This is a genomic window from Streptomyces indicus (assembly GCF_900100315.1).
GTDB lineage: Bacteria > Actinomycetota > Actinomycetes > Streptomycetales > Streptomycetaceae > Streptomyces > Streptomyces indicus.
The window spans coordinates 1,457,799-1,472,744 of record NZ_FNFF01000001.1 but is presented as its reverse complement, the minus strand read 5'-3'; the positions used below and the strand labels follow the sequence as shown (position 1 = coordinate 1,472,744).

The 14,946-nt window shown below is 71.1% G+C and carries 12 protein-coding genes; 10 read left to right on the top strand and 2 right to left on the bottom strand.

Annotation, left to right across the window (positions count from 1 at the left end; all coding sequences use genetic code 11):
• The first annotated feature begins 62 nt into the window (after nt 1-62).
• Nucleotides 63-1,379 (top strand): MFS transporter, encoded by a 1,317-nt coding sequence (locus BLT97_RS06495; RefSeq protein WP_093607641.1) that lies wholly within the window; start codon nt 63-65, stop codon nt 1,377-1,379.
• On the opposite strand, the gene glgX is transcribed toward BLT97_RS06495, so the two are convergent.
• Nucleotides 1,354-3,489: a glycogen debranching protein GlgX gene (glgX, locus tag BLT97_RS06490; protein ID WP_093607640.1), complete on the bottom strand. Its 2,136-nt coding sequence runs from the start codon at nt 3,487-3,489 to the stop codon at nt 1,354-1,356. The two genes, BLT97_RS06495 and glgX, sit on opposite strands and share 26 nt — an antisense overlap.
• A gap of 200 nt (nt 3,490-3,689) precedes the next feature.
• Here glgX and BLT97_RS06485 point away from each other — a divergent pair, with 200 nt between their 5' ends.
• From BLT97_RS06485 to BLT97_RS06470, 4 genes are all read left to right on the top strand, one after another.
• The gene (locus BLT97_RS06485; RefSeq protein WP_245769157.1) at nt 3,690-4,481 is read left to right on the top strand and encodes a Tat pathway signal sequence domain protein; all 792 of its coding nucleotides are present in this window, start codon (nt 3,690-3,692) and stop codon (nt 4,479-4,481) included.
• A gap of 125 nt (nt 4,482-4,606) precedes the next feature.
• Nucleotides 4,607-5,947 (top strand): copper amine oxidase, encoded by a 1,341-nt coding sequence (locus BLT97_RS06480; RefSeq protein ID WP_093607639.1) that lies wholly within the window; start codon nt 4,607-4,609, stop codon nt 5,945-5,947.
• Between the two features lie 146 nt (nt 5,948-6,093).
• The gene (locus tag BLT97_RS06475; protein WP_093607638.1) at nt 6,094-7,341 is read left to right on the top strand and encodes an SAV2148 family HEPN domain-containing protein; all 1,248 of its coding nucleotides are present in this window, start codon (nt 6,094-6,096) and stop codon (nt 7,339-7,341) included.
• 98 nt (nt 7,342-7,439) lie between these two features.
• Nucleotides 7,440-8,162 (top strand): 3'-5' exonuclease, encoded by a 723-nt coding sequence (locus tag BLT97_RS06470; protein WP_093607637.1) that lies wholly within the window; start codon nt 7,440-7,442, stop codon nt 8,160-8,162.
• Nucleotides 8,163-8,187: 25 nt separating this feature from the next.
• Here the strand turns inward: BLT97_RS06470 and BLT97_RS06465 are convergent, their stop codons facing one another.
• Nucleotides 8,188-9,051 (bottom strand): phosphotransferase enzyme family protein, encoded by an 864-nt coding sequence (locus tag BLT97_RS06465; protein ID WP_093607636.1) that lies wholly within the window; start codon nt 9,049-9,051, stop codon nt 8,188-8,190.
• A gap of 203 nt (nt 9,052-9,254) precedes the next feature.
• Here BLT97_RS06465 and BLT97_RS06460 point away from each other — a divergent pair, with 203 nt between their 5' ends.
• The 5 genes from BLT97_RS06460 (at nt 9,255) to BLT97_RS06440 (ending at nt 14,915) form a co-directional block, all read left to right on the top strand.
• Nucleotides 9,255-10,184, top strand: a complete 930-nt coding sequence (locus BLT97_RS06460; RefSeq protein WP_093607635.1) for a carbohydrate ABC transporter permease — start codon at nt 9,255-9,257, stop codon at nt 10,182-10,184.
• The gene (locus tag BLT97_RS06455) at nt 10,184-11,017 is read left to right on the top strand and encodes a carbohydrate ABC transporter permease (RefSeq protein WP_093607634.1); all 834 of its coding nucleotides are present in this window, start codon (nt 10,184-10,186) and stop codon (nt 11,015-11,017) included. Before BLT97_RS06460 ends, BLT97_RS06455 begins: the two co-directional genes overlap by 1 nt.
• Entirely contained in the window at nt 11,017-12,303 is a 1,287-nt protein-coding gene (locus tag BLT97_RS06450) for an ABC transporter substrate-binding protein (protein ID WP_093607633.1), read from the top strand. The genes BLT97_RS06455 and BLT97_RS06450 overlap by 1 nt, the downstream gene beginning before the upstream one ends.
• Before the next feature lie 60 nt (nt 12,304-12,363).
• Nucleotides 12,364-13,458: a glutamate--cysteine ligase 2 gene (locus tag BLT97_RS06445; protein WP_093607632.1), complete on the top strand. Its 1,095-nt coding sequence runs from the start codon at nt 12,364-12,366 to the stop codon at nt 13,456-13,458.
• 251 nt (nt 13,459-13,709) lie between these two features.
• Nucleotides 13,710-14,915, top strand: coding sequence for a PP2C family protein-serine/threonine phosphatase (locus BLT97_RS06440; protein ID WP_245769156.1), 1,206 nt, complete (start codon nt 13,710-13,712; stop codon nt 14,913-14,915).
• The last annotated feature ends 31 nt before the right edge of the window (nt 14,916-14,946 follow it).

Genomic DNA, 14,946 nt, shown 5'->3' with positions numbered 1-14,946 from the left:
TGCGCGGCTTTTGTGTCATCGGCTCATGCACCCGCTGCCGCGCGCGTGGCTAGCGTCGGACGATGACTCAGGGGAGCAACGGCCCGCAAGCGGCCTCAGAAGGGACCTTCGGTGCTTATCGCCAGGTGATCGGACGGACCGGAGCGCTGCTCCCGGCCGTCTCGTTCCTCGGACGACTCCCCACCGCGACCATCCAGATGGGCAGCGTGCTGCTCGTCGCCGAGACCAGCGGCTCGCTGGGCACCGGAGGCGCCGTCGGCTGCGCCCTGGCGCTCGGCCAGGTGGCCATGGGCCCGTATCTCGGGCGCCTGGCCGACCGGCTCGGGCAGCGGCGCGTGGTGCTCTGGTTCGCGCTGACCAACGCCGTGCTGATCGCCGCCTTCACCCTGGCCGCGCTGGGCGGACTGCCCACCCCCGCGCTGATCGTGCTCGGCGCCCTGGCCGGCGCGAGCCAGCCCGGCATCGGACCGCTCGCCCGCGCCCGCATCATCGCGCTGCTGCGGGCCAGGCGCCGCCAGGGGGACGGGAAGGGGACGACAGGACCTGGAGGCGCGGACGACCGCCTCGTCGACACCGCGCTCTCGCTCGAAGGCACCATGGACGAGCTGTCGTTCGTGCTCGGCCCGGCGCTCGTCGGCATCGCGGCCGTGGCCGGCCACCCCGCGTACGCCTTTGCCCTTGCCGCGCTCCTGGTGGCCGGCTGCGGCACGGCCTTCGCGCTGCACCCGTCCGCCCGCGAAGTCCCTTTGCTCGTACGGGAATCAGGGCCCGGCGGGCACAAGGGCCGCATGCCGTCCTCCGTCCACGTCGTGCGCGCCGGCCTCGTGCTGCTCGGCATCCTGCTCGGCGCCTGCGGGGCCGGGATCACCGCGCTGACGAAGGAGCTGGGGCAGGAAGGCCAGGCCGGTCTCGTGTACGCGGCGATGGGCGTGATGAGCGCCTTCGTCGGCCTGTCGATGGCGGCGCTGCCCGCGCGCTTCGGGCTGCGCCTGCGCTGGCGGATCGCGACCGCCGCCGCCGCGCTGCTCTCGCTGCCGCTGATCTGGACCGGCAGCATGACCGCCCTGTACGTCGTGGTCACGGTCTTCGGCGCGATCTACGCACCGAACCTGATCACCGGCTTCGGGCTCACCGAACGCGCCGTGCCGAAGGAGCGGCTGTCCGAGGGCATGACCTTCGCGGTCAGCGCCTTCGTCGGCGGACAGGCGGTCACCCTGGCGGTGGCGGGCCATCTCGCGGAGCGGTACGGGGCCCACGTGGCGTTCGCACTCGGGAGCGCAGCGGCCGCCTGCGCCTTCCTGGTCTCCCTCGCCGTACGCGAGCCGCGTCCCGCACCCGCAGCGGAAGAGCCGCTCAGGCAGGCCGCTGCAACACCGTGAGGCTGCGGTCGGCGAGCCGGATGCGTTCGCCGGCCCGCACCTTCGGTCCGTCCTCGCCGGGCACCCCGTCCTCGCGGGAGGTGTCCAGGACGACCTGCCACTGCCGGCCGTGGTTCACCGGCACCTCGAAGTCCAGCGGTTCCGGCGAGGCGTTGAACATCAGCAGGAACGAGTCGTCCTGGATCCGCTCGCCGCGCGGCCCCGGCTCCGAGATCGCGTTCCCGTTCAGGAACACCGAGATCGCGCGGGCGTGCGAGCGGTCCCAGTCGCGCTCGCGCATCACCTCGCCCGCGGGCGTGAACCATGCGATGTCCGTCAACTCGCTGTGCGCGCCCGTCCCTTCCTCCACCGGACGCCCGTGGAAGAACCGCCGCCTGCGGAACACCGGATGCTCCCGCCGCAGCCGCGCCACGGCCCGCGTGAACGCGAGCAGGGTGTCCTCGCCCGCGCCGCCCCCGGCCTCCTCGGGCCAGTGCACCCAGGCGAGCTCGCTGTCCTGACAGTACGCGTTGTTGTTCCCCCGCTGGGTGCGGGCGAACTCGTCGCCGTGGGAGATCATCGGCACGCCCTGCGAGAGCAGCAGCGTGGCGATGAAGTTGCGCAGCTGCCGGCCGCGCAGCGCGAGCACGTCCGGGTCGTCGGTGTCGCCCTCGACCCCGCAGTTCCACGAGCGGTTGTGGCTCTCCCCGTCGTTGTTGTCCTCGCCGTTGGCCTCGTTGTGTTTCTCGTTGTACGCGACCAGATCGTGCAGCGTGAACCCGTCGTGGCAGGTCACGAAGTTGATCGAGGCGAGCGGGCGGCGCCCGTCGTCCTGGTAGAGGTCGGACGAGCCGGTCAGGCGCGAGGCGAACTCGGCCAGCGTCTGCGGCTCGCCGCGCCACAGGTCCCGTACGGTGTCGCGGTACTTGCCGTTCCACTCGGTCCACAGCGGCGGGAAGTTCCCCACCTGGTAGCCGCCCTCGCCCACGTCCCACGGCTCCGCGATCAGCTTCACCTGGCTGACCACCGGGTCCTGCTGCACCAGGTCGAAGAAGGACGACAGCCGGTCCACCTCGTGGAACTGCCGCGCCAGCGTGGCCGCGAGGTCGAAGCGGAAGCCGTCCACGTGCATCTCGGTCACCCAGTACCGCAGCGAGTCCATGATCAGCTGGAGCACGTGCGGGGACCGCATCAGGAGCGAGTTCCCGGTGCCGGTGGTGTCCATGTAGTACCGCGGATCGTCGGTCAGGCGGTAGTACGAGGCGTTGTCCAGGCCGCGGAAGGACAGCGTGGGCCCGAGGTGGTTGCCCTCGGCCGTGTGGTTGTAGACCACGTCGAGGATCACCTCGATGCCCGCCTCGTGCAGCGCCCGCACCGCCGACTTGAACTCCAGGACCTGCTGCCCGCGGTCGCCCCAGGACGCGTACGCGTTGTGCGGGGCGAAGAAGCCGATGGTGTTGTAGCCCCAGTAGTTGTTCAGGCCCATGTCGACCAGGCGGTGGTCGTTCACGAACTGGTGCACCGGCATCAACTCGATCGCGGTGACGCCCAGTTCGGTGAGGTGCTCGATCACCGCCGGATGCGCGAGCCCGGCGTACGTGCCGCGGTCCTCCTCGGGAACGGCCGGGTGCAGCATCGTCAGGCCCTTCACATGGGCCTCGTAGATCACCGTCTGGTGGTACTCGGTGCGCGGCGGGCGGTCGTCGCCCCAGTCGAAGTACGGGTTCACCACCACCGAACTCATCATGTGCGGGGCCGAGTCGAGGTCATTGCGCCGCTCGGGGGCGTCGAAGTGGTACCCGTACACCGCCTCGCCCCAGTCGATCCGCCCGCTGATCGCGCGGGCGTACGGATCGAGGAGCAGCTTCGCGGAGTTGCACCGCTGTCCGCGCTCCGGCGCGTACGCGCCGTGGGCGCGGAACCCGTAGCGTTGGCCCGGCATGATCCCGGGCAGATACGCATGCCGCACGAAGGCGTCGGTCTCGCGCAGCTCCACCGCCGTCTCGGAGCCGTCGTCGTGCAGCAGACACAACTCGATGCGGTCGGCGGCCTCCGAGAAGACCGCGAAGTTGGTGCCGGCGCCGTCGTACGTGGCGCCGAGCGGATACGCCGTTCCAGGCCAGACCTGCATGGGCGAACTCTTCCACTTCCGGCCGTGAGGCCTCGGGCGACTTCGACAAGAGTTCCCCCATAGTGAGGCAACCACCCCTCGATTCCCTCCGTCCTACAGGCCGACCACACATACTCGGAATGTCTGCACCCGCAAAGGTCCTGTCACCGCAGTGAGGACCGGGCAGACGGGGGCGGGCAGTTGAGCACAGAGGGGGAACAGTGCGCACACTGATGCACCGCCACCTGGGCAAGGTGGTGGCCGGTGCGGCCGTCGCGGTCACGGGGACCGCGGTGATGGTCGGCATCACGCTGCCGGGGACCGCGGAGGCGGGGGCGGGCAGATCGACAACGGCCGGGCAGCAGAAGGAAGTTCCCGCCCTTCCGCCCGCCCGCATCGAGGCCGCGCCCGAAGAGGGCGACAAGGGAGTGGGCCGCGACCCGCTCACCGACGACGAACTGCAGCGCGCCGAGGAGATCGCCTCCGGTGCGGCCCAGCTGACCGGGGGCCGTGACGTGGAGGGCGACCGCGGGGTGCAGCATCTCGCCACCAACCTCGGCGAGTTGAGCCCGCAGGAGCAGGCCGCGGCGACCGCACCGCGCCGCGCGGAGCTCACGTACTACGACTACAAGACGGACTCGCTCATCACGAAGACCGTCGACCTGGCGGCCGGCGAGGTCGTCGCCACCGACACCCAGAAGGGCGTGCAGGCGCCCGCGAGCCGCGAGGAGAACCGCGAGGCCACCGAGCTGCTCCTGAAGAGCCCGCTCGCCGACGACCTGAAGAAGGACTACAAGGACGCGACCGGCAAGAAGCTGGCGGGGCCCGACCAACTGCAAGTGCACAGCATGATCTTCCGCTCCGCCGCCGACGCCCCCGCGCCCGGCAAGCTCGCGGACTGCGGCAAGCACCGCTGCGTCCGGCTCTTCCCGAAGGTGGTCAACGGGCCCTGGATCGACGCCCGCGACCTGATCGTCGACCTGAGCGCGCGCACGGTGGGCCGCCTGCCCTGACCCGGCAGGTCCGCCTGTCCTGGCCGGCCGGTCCGCCTGCCCTGACCCGACAGGCCCCATCCGCGCCACCTCACTACCTGCCTTCTCTTCCTGCCTTCTCTTCCTGCACGAGGGAGCACTTCAGCATGCACGTGAACAGAGCACGCCGCGTGCGCCGGCAGACCGCCGCCGCCCTGAGCGCCGCCGTCGTCCTCGGCGGCACGGCCCTGGCGGCCGGTCCCGCGAGCGCCGCGGCACCCGGGACCACCCCCGCCGCACCCGCGGCCGCGGCCGACTGCAGCGCCGCGTACAAGATCGAGCAGACCCTGTCCGGCGGCACCACCTGGCGCATGTGCTGGCACTACGAGACCGCCGCGGGCCTGGTGCTCGACAAGATCTCCTACCAGCCCAAGGGCGAGGCGGCGCCCATCCCGGTGCTCACGACCGCGAAGCTCGCACAGATCCACGTCCCGTACGACGACGGGTCGGTGGAGTACGACGACCTGACGGGAGCCGGCTTCGGCCAGGGCCTGATGCCCATGAACGCGGCGGAGTGCCCCGGCGGCACCATCAAGACCGTGAAGGTCCCCGAGGCCTGGAACCCGGACATGGCCAACGTGAAGGGCCTGTGCGTCACCACCAAGGCCCGCGGCCACGCGTACCGCATGAGCGAGTACCAGGAGAACGGCGGCGTCAAGATCCACCAGGCGCAGGGCAAGGACCTGCTCGTGTACGCCGTCAACCAGGTCGGCTGGTACGAGTACATCACCGAGTGGCGCTTCCAGGACGACGGCACCATCCAGGCCAACGTCGGCGCGACCGGCTCGCTCTCACCCGGCGACTACGACGCGGGCGACGGCCGCGGCTGGCCCATCGGCAAGGGCGCCAGGGACTACGCGACCAGCCACAGCCACAACGTGTTCTGGCGGCTCAACTTCGGCCTCGACGGCTCGCCCAAGGCGAAGATCGAGCAGTACGACTCGAAGATCAGCCCGCCCGCACGCGGTGGCTCCGCGCCGACCAACAAGACCACGCGCACCAGCGTCACCAAGGAACTGGCCGCGAACGCCCAGACGATGCGCTGGTGGCGGGTGGTGAGCACGGCCGGCAAGAACAAGGACGGCCACGCCCGTTCGTACGAGATCGTGCCGGGACCGCAGGCCAAGTACTCCGGCCGCCCCTTCACCAAGAACGACCTGTACTTCACGAACTACAAGAAGTGCGAACAGTTCGCCAGCAACAACATCCCGAACTGCGGGGCGGGCGGCGGCAAGAGCGTGGACAAGTGGGTCAACGGGCAGACCCTCACCCACCCGATCGTATGGGTCAACATGGGCTTCCACCACGTGGCCCGTGACGAGGACCAGCAGCCGATGCCGGTGCACTGGCAGGGCTTCTCGCTGGCCCCGCGCGATGTGACCGCTATGAATCCGCTCACTCCCGCGGACATGGCGGACCAGAACGGGCAGCCGCGGCAAGGGAGTTGAGAAAGCAGCCTGTCCATCCTGCTGCACCGCCCACCGCTCCCGGAGTACCCTTCCTTGATCGTTGAACGGGGCCCGGGCCGGAGTCCGGCCCGGGCCCCGTATCGTCAACGCGACGGGTCCCAGGGGGAGCGGAAGGCGGTGCACGGGTGAGCTCGGGAGGTCTTGAGCTGCCCCCAGGCGACTCGGGTCGCGACGGGGGCGGTTCCACGGACACCCCGCCCTCAGCGGTGTCCCTGGCGCGCCCGGTGGACACGGGATCCCAGATAGGACCGGAGCTGGCCTGGGGCGCCGAGGCGTGGCGCGAGGTGCGCACCCGCGCGCAGCGCGCCGGCCGCGCCTACATCTGGCTGAACCTGGTGGAGCAGCGCCTGCGCGCCGTGGTCGCGGCCGTCCTGCGCCCCGTCTACGAGCCGGTGCACGGCGAGGACTGGGTGGTGGCCGCCGCGGGGCCCGCCGGGCAGGAGTGGGTGCAGCGGGCCGTGGCGGTCCGGGAAGTGAGCCGCCGCAAGGGCTATCTGCTGGACCCGGCCGACGACAATGTGCTGAGTTTCCTCACGCTGCCGCAGCTGCGCGAGCTGATGGTGCAGCACTGGCCGTGCTTCGAGCCGTACTTCGACGACCGCCGCGACGTGGAGCTCGCCCTCGACGAGCTGGAGGTCACCCGCAATGTGGTCTCCCGCAACCGGGCCCTTTCCGAGTCGGTGCTCGCCCAGGCCGAGCGCGCCTCGTCGCGGCTCCTGGAGATACTCGGCGGCGACGCGGAGGTGCCCTCGGCGCGGCGCCTTCCCGTGGACGCGGTGGAGGACATCGTCGGCGACCGGTACGCGGACGTGGTCGGCGTCCACCCGGACCGGGTCCGGCTCCTTCGCCAGTTCCCGGCCGAGGACCTCTTCGGAGGTGCGCGTCGCCTGGACGCGATCGGGATAGGCCTGAACCTGCTCGTGCAGAACTTCTCCGGGCGCCGGCTGATGCGTCTCGCGGAGTCCGGCGGCCGGGTGCGGCTGCTGTTCCTCAACCCGGCGAGCAGTGCCGTGAAGCGGCGCGAGCGGGAACTGGGGCTCAAGCGGGGTGAGTTGAGCCGCGCGGTCGAGATGAACATTTTGCATATGCGACGGGTCCGCTCGCGGCTGCGCGACCCCGGCGCCTTCGAGATCCACGTGTTCGACGAGACCCCCCGCTTCACCGCCTACCTGGTGGACGGCGACGGCCCCGACGGCATCGCGGTGGTCCAGTCGTACCTGCGCCGCATGCGCGGCATGGAGGCCCCGGTCCTGGTCCTGCGCAGCGGCTCACGCGTGGTGAAGGCCGAGGAGCGAGACGACGAGCACGGACTGTTCGAGACGTACCGCGAGGAGTTCGAGTCGGTCTGGTCGGATTCCCGGCCGGTGTCCTGAGCCGGGCCCGCCGTGGACCATCCCGTGAGACCTCGTTGTCAGTGCCTCATGCGATCGTGTGGAGCACACGGGGGAACCGAACGAAGGAGGCGCCACGCATGGGCTGGCACCAGGAGCTGCTGATCGGCTTCGACCTCGAGACCACGGGCACGGATCCGCGCGAGGCACGCATCGTGACCGGCGCGCTGATCGAGGTCAGGGGCGGCAAGCCGATAGGCCGCAGGGAGTGGCTCGCCGACCCCGGCGTGCCGATCCCCGCGGAGGCGGTCGCGGTGCACGGCATCAGCAACGAGCGGGCGGCGTCCGAGGGGCGCCCCGCCGACCGCGTGGCCGACGAGCTGGCCCGCGCCCTGACGGGGTACTGGGACGCGGGCGTCCCGGTCGTGGCGTACAACGCGACCTTCGATCTGACCCTGCTCTCCGCCGAGTTGCAGCGCCACGGACTGCCCTCCCTTCGGGACCGGCTGGGGGGCCGCGACCCCGCCCCCGTCATCGACCCGTACATCATCGACCGCACCGCGGATCGCTACCGCAAAGGCAAGCGCAACCTTGAGGCGGTCTGTACGGAGTACGGCGTCGTGCTCGGCGACGCCCACAATGCGACGGCCGACGCCCTGGGAGCGGCCCGCCTCGCGTGCGCGATAGCGGACCGCTACCCGAAGATCGCCACCCTCGGCCCCGCGACGCTGCACCGGCAGCAGATCGCGTGGTACGCGGAGTGGGCGGCGGACTTCCAGGAGTTCCTGCGCGCCAAGGGCGACACCGCGGCCGTGGTGGAGACGGACTGGCCGATGCGGGAGCTCACCCACCGGGTGAGCTGAGCCGCCCTCGCCGGATGCGGCACCGTCAGAACGGATACCACCGCACCGAAGCGTCCCCGTCCCGCAGCGAGGCCACCCGCCGTTCGAACTCGGCCAGTGCCTTCGGGTTGGTCGGCGCGTGCTGCGCCACCCACGCGCAGCTCGCCGTCTCGCGCGCGCCCCGGAGCACCGCGCACCCGTCCCACTCGCGCACATCCCACCCGTAGACCCGGACAAAGGAGTCATACGCGGCGGGGTCGAGCCCGTACCGGTCCTTGGAAAGGGCCATCACCACGAGGTCGTGCTCGCGGAAGTCAGAGGAGAAGGTCTCCAGGTCCACGAGCACCGGGCCGTCCGCCGTCACGAGCACGTTGCGCGGCAGCGCGTCCCCGTGGACCGGTCCCTTCGGCAGGTGCGGGGTGAGGGTGCGGACGACGTCGGCGAACGCGTCGCGCCGCTCGCGCAGATAGTCCGCGTCGGCCGGCTCGATCGCGTCCCCGGCCAACGTCAGCCACCGCTCGACCCCGCCGAGCAGTTCGCGCGGCGGCAGCACGAAGGAATCCGCAGCAGGGGGGTCCAGCTCATGCACCTGCCGGATCAGGCCGGCGAGATCCGCGGCCTCCGCCGGCCGCACCGCCTCGCCGAGCCGGTGCCACACGGTGACGGGGTGCCCGTCCACCACCCGCGGCTCGGACTCGGCTGCGCGGACCGCCGGCACACCGGCCGCCTCCAGCCAGCGCGCGATGCCCACTTCACGCGCGGCACGCTCGACCAGGCCGGGCGCGGGGCGCCCCACCTTGACGACGAGATCGCCGAGTGCGAACACCGCGTTCTCACCCAGCGCGAGCAGCCGCGCGTCCCCGGTGAGCCCCGCACCGTCGAGCACCTCGCGCGCCCTTGCCTCGTCCATCCGCCGCCTCCGTACCTTCGTGACCTTGCCGCCGCGGCGCCGCTCCGTTTGCTGTCCGGCGCCCGCGGTCGTGGATCAGTCTTGCATTCGCACAGGCCGCAACTCCTGCGAGGCCGCTTGACGTATCAGGTCCACGTCAGCACGATGACGTGGGCCGCCAGGGCGGCCGTACCCCCACGTACCCGCCCGAAGGAGCCGATTCCGTGACATTGGCGACCGCGACGAAGTCGAGGCGGTCAGCGAAGAGCGGGCCGCCGCGCAAACCGGTCGACCACGGAGCCTGGTTCCTGGTGCTGCCGGCGCTGATTCCGATTCTGGTCCTGAGCGTCGGGCCGCTGCTCTACGGCATCGCGCTGTCCTTCACGGACGCCCAGTCGGGCCGCACCGAACCCACGCAGTGGATCGGCCTGTTGAACTTCCAGGACCTGCTGCACGACACCCTGTTCTGGGACTCGTTCCGCATCGGGCTGCTCTGGGCGGTCGGTGTCACGGTGCCGCAGTTCTTCCTGGCGCTCGGCCTCGCCCTGCTGCTCAACCAGAACCTGCGCTTCCGCTGGCTGGCCCGCGCGCTCGCGATCATCCCCTGGGCGATGCCCGAGGTCGTGGTCGGCATCATGTGGCGGCTCGTCTACCACCCCGACGCGGGTGTGCTCAACGAGACGCTCTCCAACCTGGGCCTGGGCGAAGGCCGTGACTGGCTCACGGGCACGGCCACCGCGCTCTTCGCGGTGATCGTCGTCGGCATCTGGGCGGGCATGCCGCAGACCACGGTCGCGCTGCTCGCCGGACTCCAGAACACCCCGAAGGAGCTCCACGAAGCGGCCGCGATGGACGGCGCGGGCGCCTGGCGCCGCTTCCGCACGGTCACCTGGCCCGCGATCAAGCCGGTCGCGCTTGCCATCTCGGCGCTCAACTTCATCTGGAACTTCAACTCGTTCGCCCTGGTCTACGTGCTCACCCAGGGCGGCCCCGGCGGCCGCACCCGCCTGCCGATGCTCTTCGCCTACGAAGAGGCCTTCCGCTACGGCCAGTTCGGGTACGCGGCCGCGATGGGCTGCGTGATGGTCGCCGTGATCTCGGTGATCCTCGCCTTCTACCTGGTGGGCCGGCTGAAGGGAGGCGACGCGTCGTGATGCGTACGAGGAAGTCCGCGCGCGCCGCGCAGTACGTGGCCCTGCTCGCCTATCTGGTCTTCCTGGCCTTCCCGTTCCTGTGGCTGATCTCCACGGCCTTCAAGCCGGCCAAGGAACTGGGCAGTCTGGACCCCACCTGGATCCCGAAGGATCCCACGCTGCAGAACTTCCGGCAGGCCTTCGACGAGCAGCCCCTGCTCCAGGCCGGCCTCAACTCCCTGCTGGTGGCGCTGAGTGCGGCCCTGGTCGCCGTGGTGATCGCGACCCCGATGGCGTACGTGATGGCCCGGCACCAGAGCCGCCTGTCGAAGGCGGCCACGGGCTGGGTCGTGGTGAGCCAGGCGTTCCCGTTCGTGCTCATCATCATCCCGCTGTTCCTGATCCTGAAGAACCTGCACCTGATCAACGCCCTGCCGGGCCTGGTCCTGGTGTACGTGGTGTGGTCGCTGCCCTTCGCGCTGTGGATGCTCGTCGGGTACGTACGGGCCGTCCCGGCCGAACTGGAGGAAGCCGCGGCCGTGGACGGCGCGGGCCGGATGCGCACCTTCGTCTCCGTCGTCGCCCCGCTGCTCGCGCCCGGAGTGGTGGCCACTGCGATGTTCGCGTTCATCACCGCGTGGAACGAGTTCTTCTTCGCGCTCGTCCTGCTCAAGACCCCGGAGAAGCAGACCTTGCCGGTCATCCTCAACCGCTTCATCGGCACGGAGGGCGTGGCCGACCTCGGCCCGCTCGCCGCCGCCGCCTTCCTCGCCACCATCCCCTCCCTGGTGATCTTCTCGATCATCCAGAAGCGGATCACGGGCGGGATGCTCGCCGGGGCGGTGAAGAGCTGATGCGCCGCCTCAAGTGCCTTGCCGCGGCCGCCGCTTCGCTCGCCCTGCTGCTCTCCGGCTGCACGGGTGACTCGTCCGACGGCGACGGGAAGATCACCCTCCAGTTCCAGTCCCTCGCCTGGCAGGCCGAGTCGGTCGAGGTGAACAAGGAGCTGGTGAAGGAGTGGAACGCCGCGCACCCCGACGTCCAGGTCAAGTACATCCAGGGCAGCTGGGACAGCGTCCACGACCAGCTGCTCACCTCCTTCGAGGGCGGCGAGGCGCCGGACATCATCCACGACGCCTCCGACGACCTCGCCGACTTCGCGTACGGCGGCTACCTCGCGGACCTCACCGACCTGATCCCCGCGCGCCTCAAGTCCGACATCCCGCGCAACAGCTGGGAGACGGCCACCTTCCAGGACGGGATCTACGGCGTGCCCTTCCTCCAGGAGCCGCGGGTCCTCATGGCCAACGCGAAGTGGCTGAAGGAGTCGGGCGTCCGCATCCCGACCCCGGACAAGCCCTGGACCTGGCAGGAATTCCGGGCGGTCACCAAGGAGTTGAGCGGCGACGGCAAGTACGGCGTCGCCTGGCCGCTCAAGGAACCCGTCTCCGCCACCCTCAACCTCTCGCTGTCCGCCGGCGGACGGCTGTTCCACCGGCAGCAGGACGGCAAGGTCGAGATCCGCTTCGAGGAGGGCGACGCGGTCGTGCCCGGCACGATCCACGACCAGGTCAACACCGACGGCAGCGCTTCCGGTACGACCCTCGGCATGGGCGGCTCCGACACCCTGCCCGGCTTCTTCGGCGGCAAGTACGCGATGGTGCCGCTCGGCTTCTCGTACCGGCAGCAGATCGTCCAGCAGGCACCGGACGGCTTCGAGTGGCAGGTGCTGCCCGCGCCCGCCGGGGCCGACGGCCTGACCCAGGGCGTCTCGCCGCAGACCCTGTCGATCTCCGAGGACACCGAGCACAAGAAGGAGGCCATGGAGTTCATCGACTTCATGCTCCAGCCGGAGAACATGGTGCGCCTCGCCCAGGGCGACTGGATGCTGCCCACCGGCACCGAGGCACTGAAGGCCCCCGCGCTGCACGCCGAGAAGGACGGCTGGGCCACCGGCACGGCGCTCGCCGCGCACCTGACCTCCGCCCCGGCCCAGTCCGTACGCGGCTACCCGGAGTGGAAGGACAAGGTGGCCACCCCCGCGCTGCAGGAGTACTACAGCGGCGCGATCGACGCCGAGGAGCTGGAGAAACGGCTGGTGAAGGACGGAAACCTGGTCCTCAGGCGCTATCAGCGCTAACCGTCCCCCTGCCGGGTACCCCGTTAGCTCAAACGGCCGGACGGGACGAGGATGGTAGGTATGCGCACAGTCGGGGTGGAAGAGGAGCTGCTTCTCGTCGATGGCGAGAGCGGGGAACCCAAGGCGCTGTCCCAGGCCGTCCTCGCCATGGCCGCGCACGACCGGCCCCGCGACGACGCCTTCGAGCCGGAGCTCCACCGCCAGCAGCTGGAGTTCGCCACCAGCCCGCAGGAGGAGATGTCCGCGCTCGCCCAGGAGATCCTGCGGTGGCGCGAGGCGGCGGCGCAGCACGCCAAGACCCTCGGCGGCGCGATCGCCGCACTGGCCACGTCCCCGCTCCCGGTGAACCCCACGCTCGGGAACGGGCCGCGCTACCAGTGGCTGGAGGAGCAGTTCGGCCTGACCACCCAGGAGCAGCTCACCTGCGGCTGCCATGTGCATGTCTGTGTGGACTCGGACGAGGAGGGCGTGGCCGTCCTCAACCGGATCCGGCCCTGGCTGGCGGTGCTGCTCGCGCTGAGCGCCAACTCCCCGTTCTGGCAGGGCAAGGACACCGACTACCACAGCTACCGCAACCGGGTGTGGGGGCGCTGGCCCTCGGCGGGGCCGGTGGAGCTCTTCGACGACGCGGCCGCGTACCACGAGCAGACCCGCGCCATGGTCGCCACCGGTGCCCTGCTCGACAAGGGCATGGTCTACTTCGACGCCCGCCTGTCGGACACCTATCCGACCGTCGAGGTGCGGATCTCGGACGTCTGCCTGGAGCCGTCCGGGACGCTGCTGATCGCGCTCCTGGTCCGCGGCCTGGTGGAGACGGCGGCACGCGAGTGGCGGGCCGGTACGGCGCCCGTCCCGCACTCCGTGGCCCTGCTCCGCCTCGCCTCCTGGCGGGCGGCACGCTCGGGCCTCGCGGAGGACCTGGTGCACCCGCTGCGCATGGAACCGACCCCCGCCGCGACGGTGGTCGAGGCGCTCTTCGACCACGTACGCCCCGCACTCGAGGACACCGGCGACCTCGACATGGCCCGCGCTCTGCTCGACCGCCTGCTGCGGGACGGGAACGGTGCCGCGTTCCAGCGGTCGGTGTACGAGCGCGGCGGAAGCCTGCGCGAGGTGGTGGAGGAGTGCGTGCGGCGTACGGCGCGTGGGGTGTGACGGGGCTCGTACGGCGTACGGCCTGCGGGGTGTGACGAGGCCCGTACGGCGTATGGCGTACGGGGTGTGACGGCGCCGCGGAGGCCCGCGTGGAGCCCGGTGCGCGCAGGCGCGGGCGTCACTCCGCCGACGGCGCGAACAGGACCGCACCGCCGGACGGTGTGACACTGCCAGGAGGCAGGCAGCTGCCCGGACCGCGGGGCGGCACCGACTCCGGAGCGCCGATGTGTCGGCTGGTGAGGGCAGGGAATGTGACCGCTGGTGAGGGCAGGGAAGACCTCGACGCCAAACTGGCCGCGTTCCTCGCGGGCGGCCACATCGCCGAGCTCGACCTGTCCACCGTCGTCACGCTGGCGGCCGAGGCGCTGGATCTCGCGCCGGTCCAGGTCTATCTCGCGGATCTGCAGCAGCGGCAGCTGATTCCGCTGACGGCTCCCGCGGACCCGCTGCCGGTCGACGACTCCGCCGGCGGCTGGGCGTACCGGAAGCAGAGCCTGCACGTCGAGGAGGGTGCCCGGGACATCACCGTCTGGCTGCCGCTCATCGACGGGGCCGAGCGGCTCGGCGTCCTCGCCGTGCCGACCCCGGCCGTGGACCCCTCGTTCCTGCTGCGCAGCCGGGCCCTGGCCTCGCTGCTCGCGCCGCTGATCACCTCGAAGCGCGCGTTCAAGGACTCCGTGGTGCAGCGCACCCGCACCGAGACCATGGGACTGCCCGCGGAGATGCTGCGGGCCCTGCTGCCGCCGCGCACCATCGGCACGCCGCGGATCGTCTCCACCGCGGTGATGGAGCCCGCCTACGAGATCGGCGGCGACGCGTACGACCACGCGCTGACCACGACCACGCTGCACGCCGCCGTCGTGGACGCCATGGGCCACGACCTGTCGTCGGGGCTGACCGCCGCGGTGGCGCTCGCCGCCTGCCGCAACGCCCGCCGCACCGGCTCGGACCTGTCCGAGCTGACCTCCGCGGTGGACGAGGCGCTGGGCGCCTGGCTGCCCGACCAGTTCTGCACCGCCGTGCTGATCCAGCTGGACCTGGCCACCGGCGCGCTGCGCTGGATCAACTGCGGTCACCCGCCGCCGCTGCTCGTCCGCGGCCCGCGCCTGGTGTCCGAGGCCATGGAGCGCGAGCCGGACGTCCCGATGGGCCTGCCCGCGCTGCTCACCGAGGCGCCCCGGCAGGTCCACCAGATCGCCCTGGAGCCCGGCGACCGCGTCCTGCTGCACACCGACGGCATCACGGAGGCGCGGCTCGCCGACGGCGAGGAGTTCGGCGCCGACCGCTTCGCGCAGGCCGTGATCCACGCGGCCTCCACCGGGGAGCCGGCCCCGGAGACCCTGCGCCGGCTGATCCACTCGGTCCTCGACGCGAGCGAGAACAAACTCCGCGACGACGCCACGATCCTGCTCCTGGAGTGGAATCCGCCGTCGACGTCGGGCCCGGCCGCGGAGTGAGGCCCGGCGGGGGAGTGAGGGCCGGCCGGGG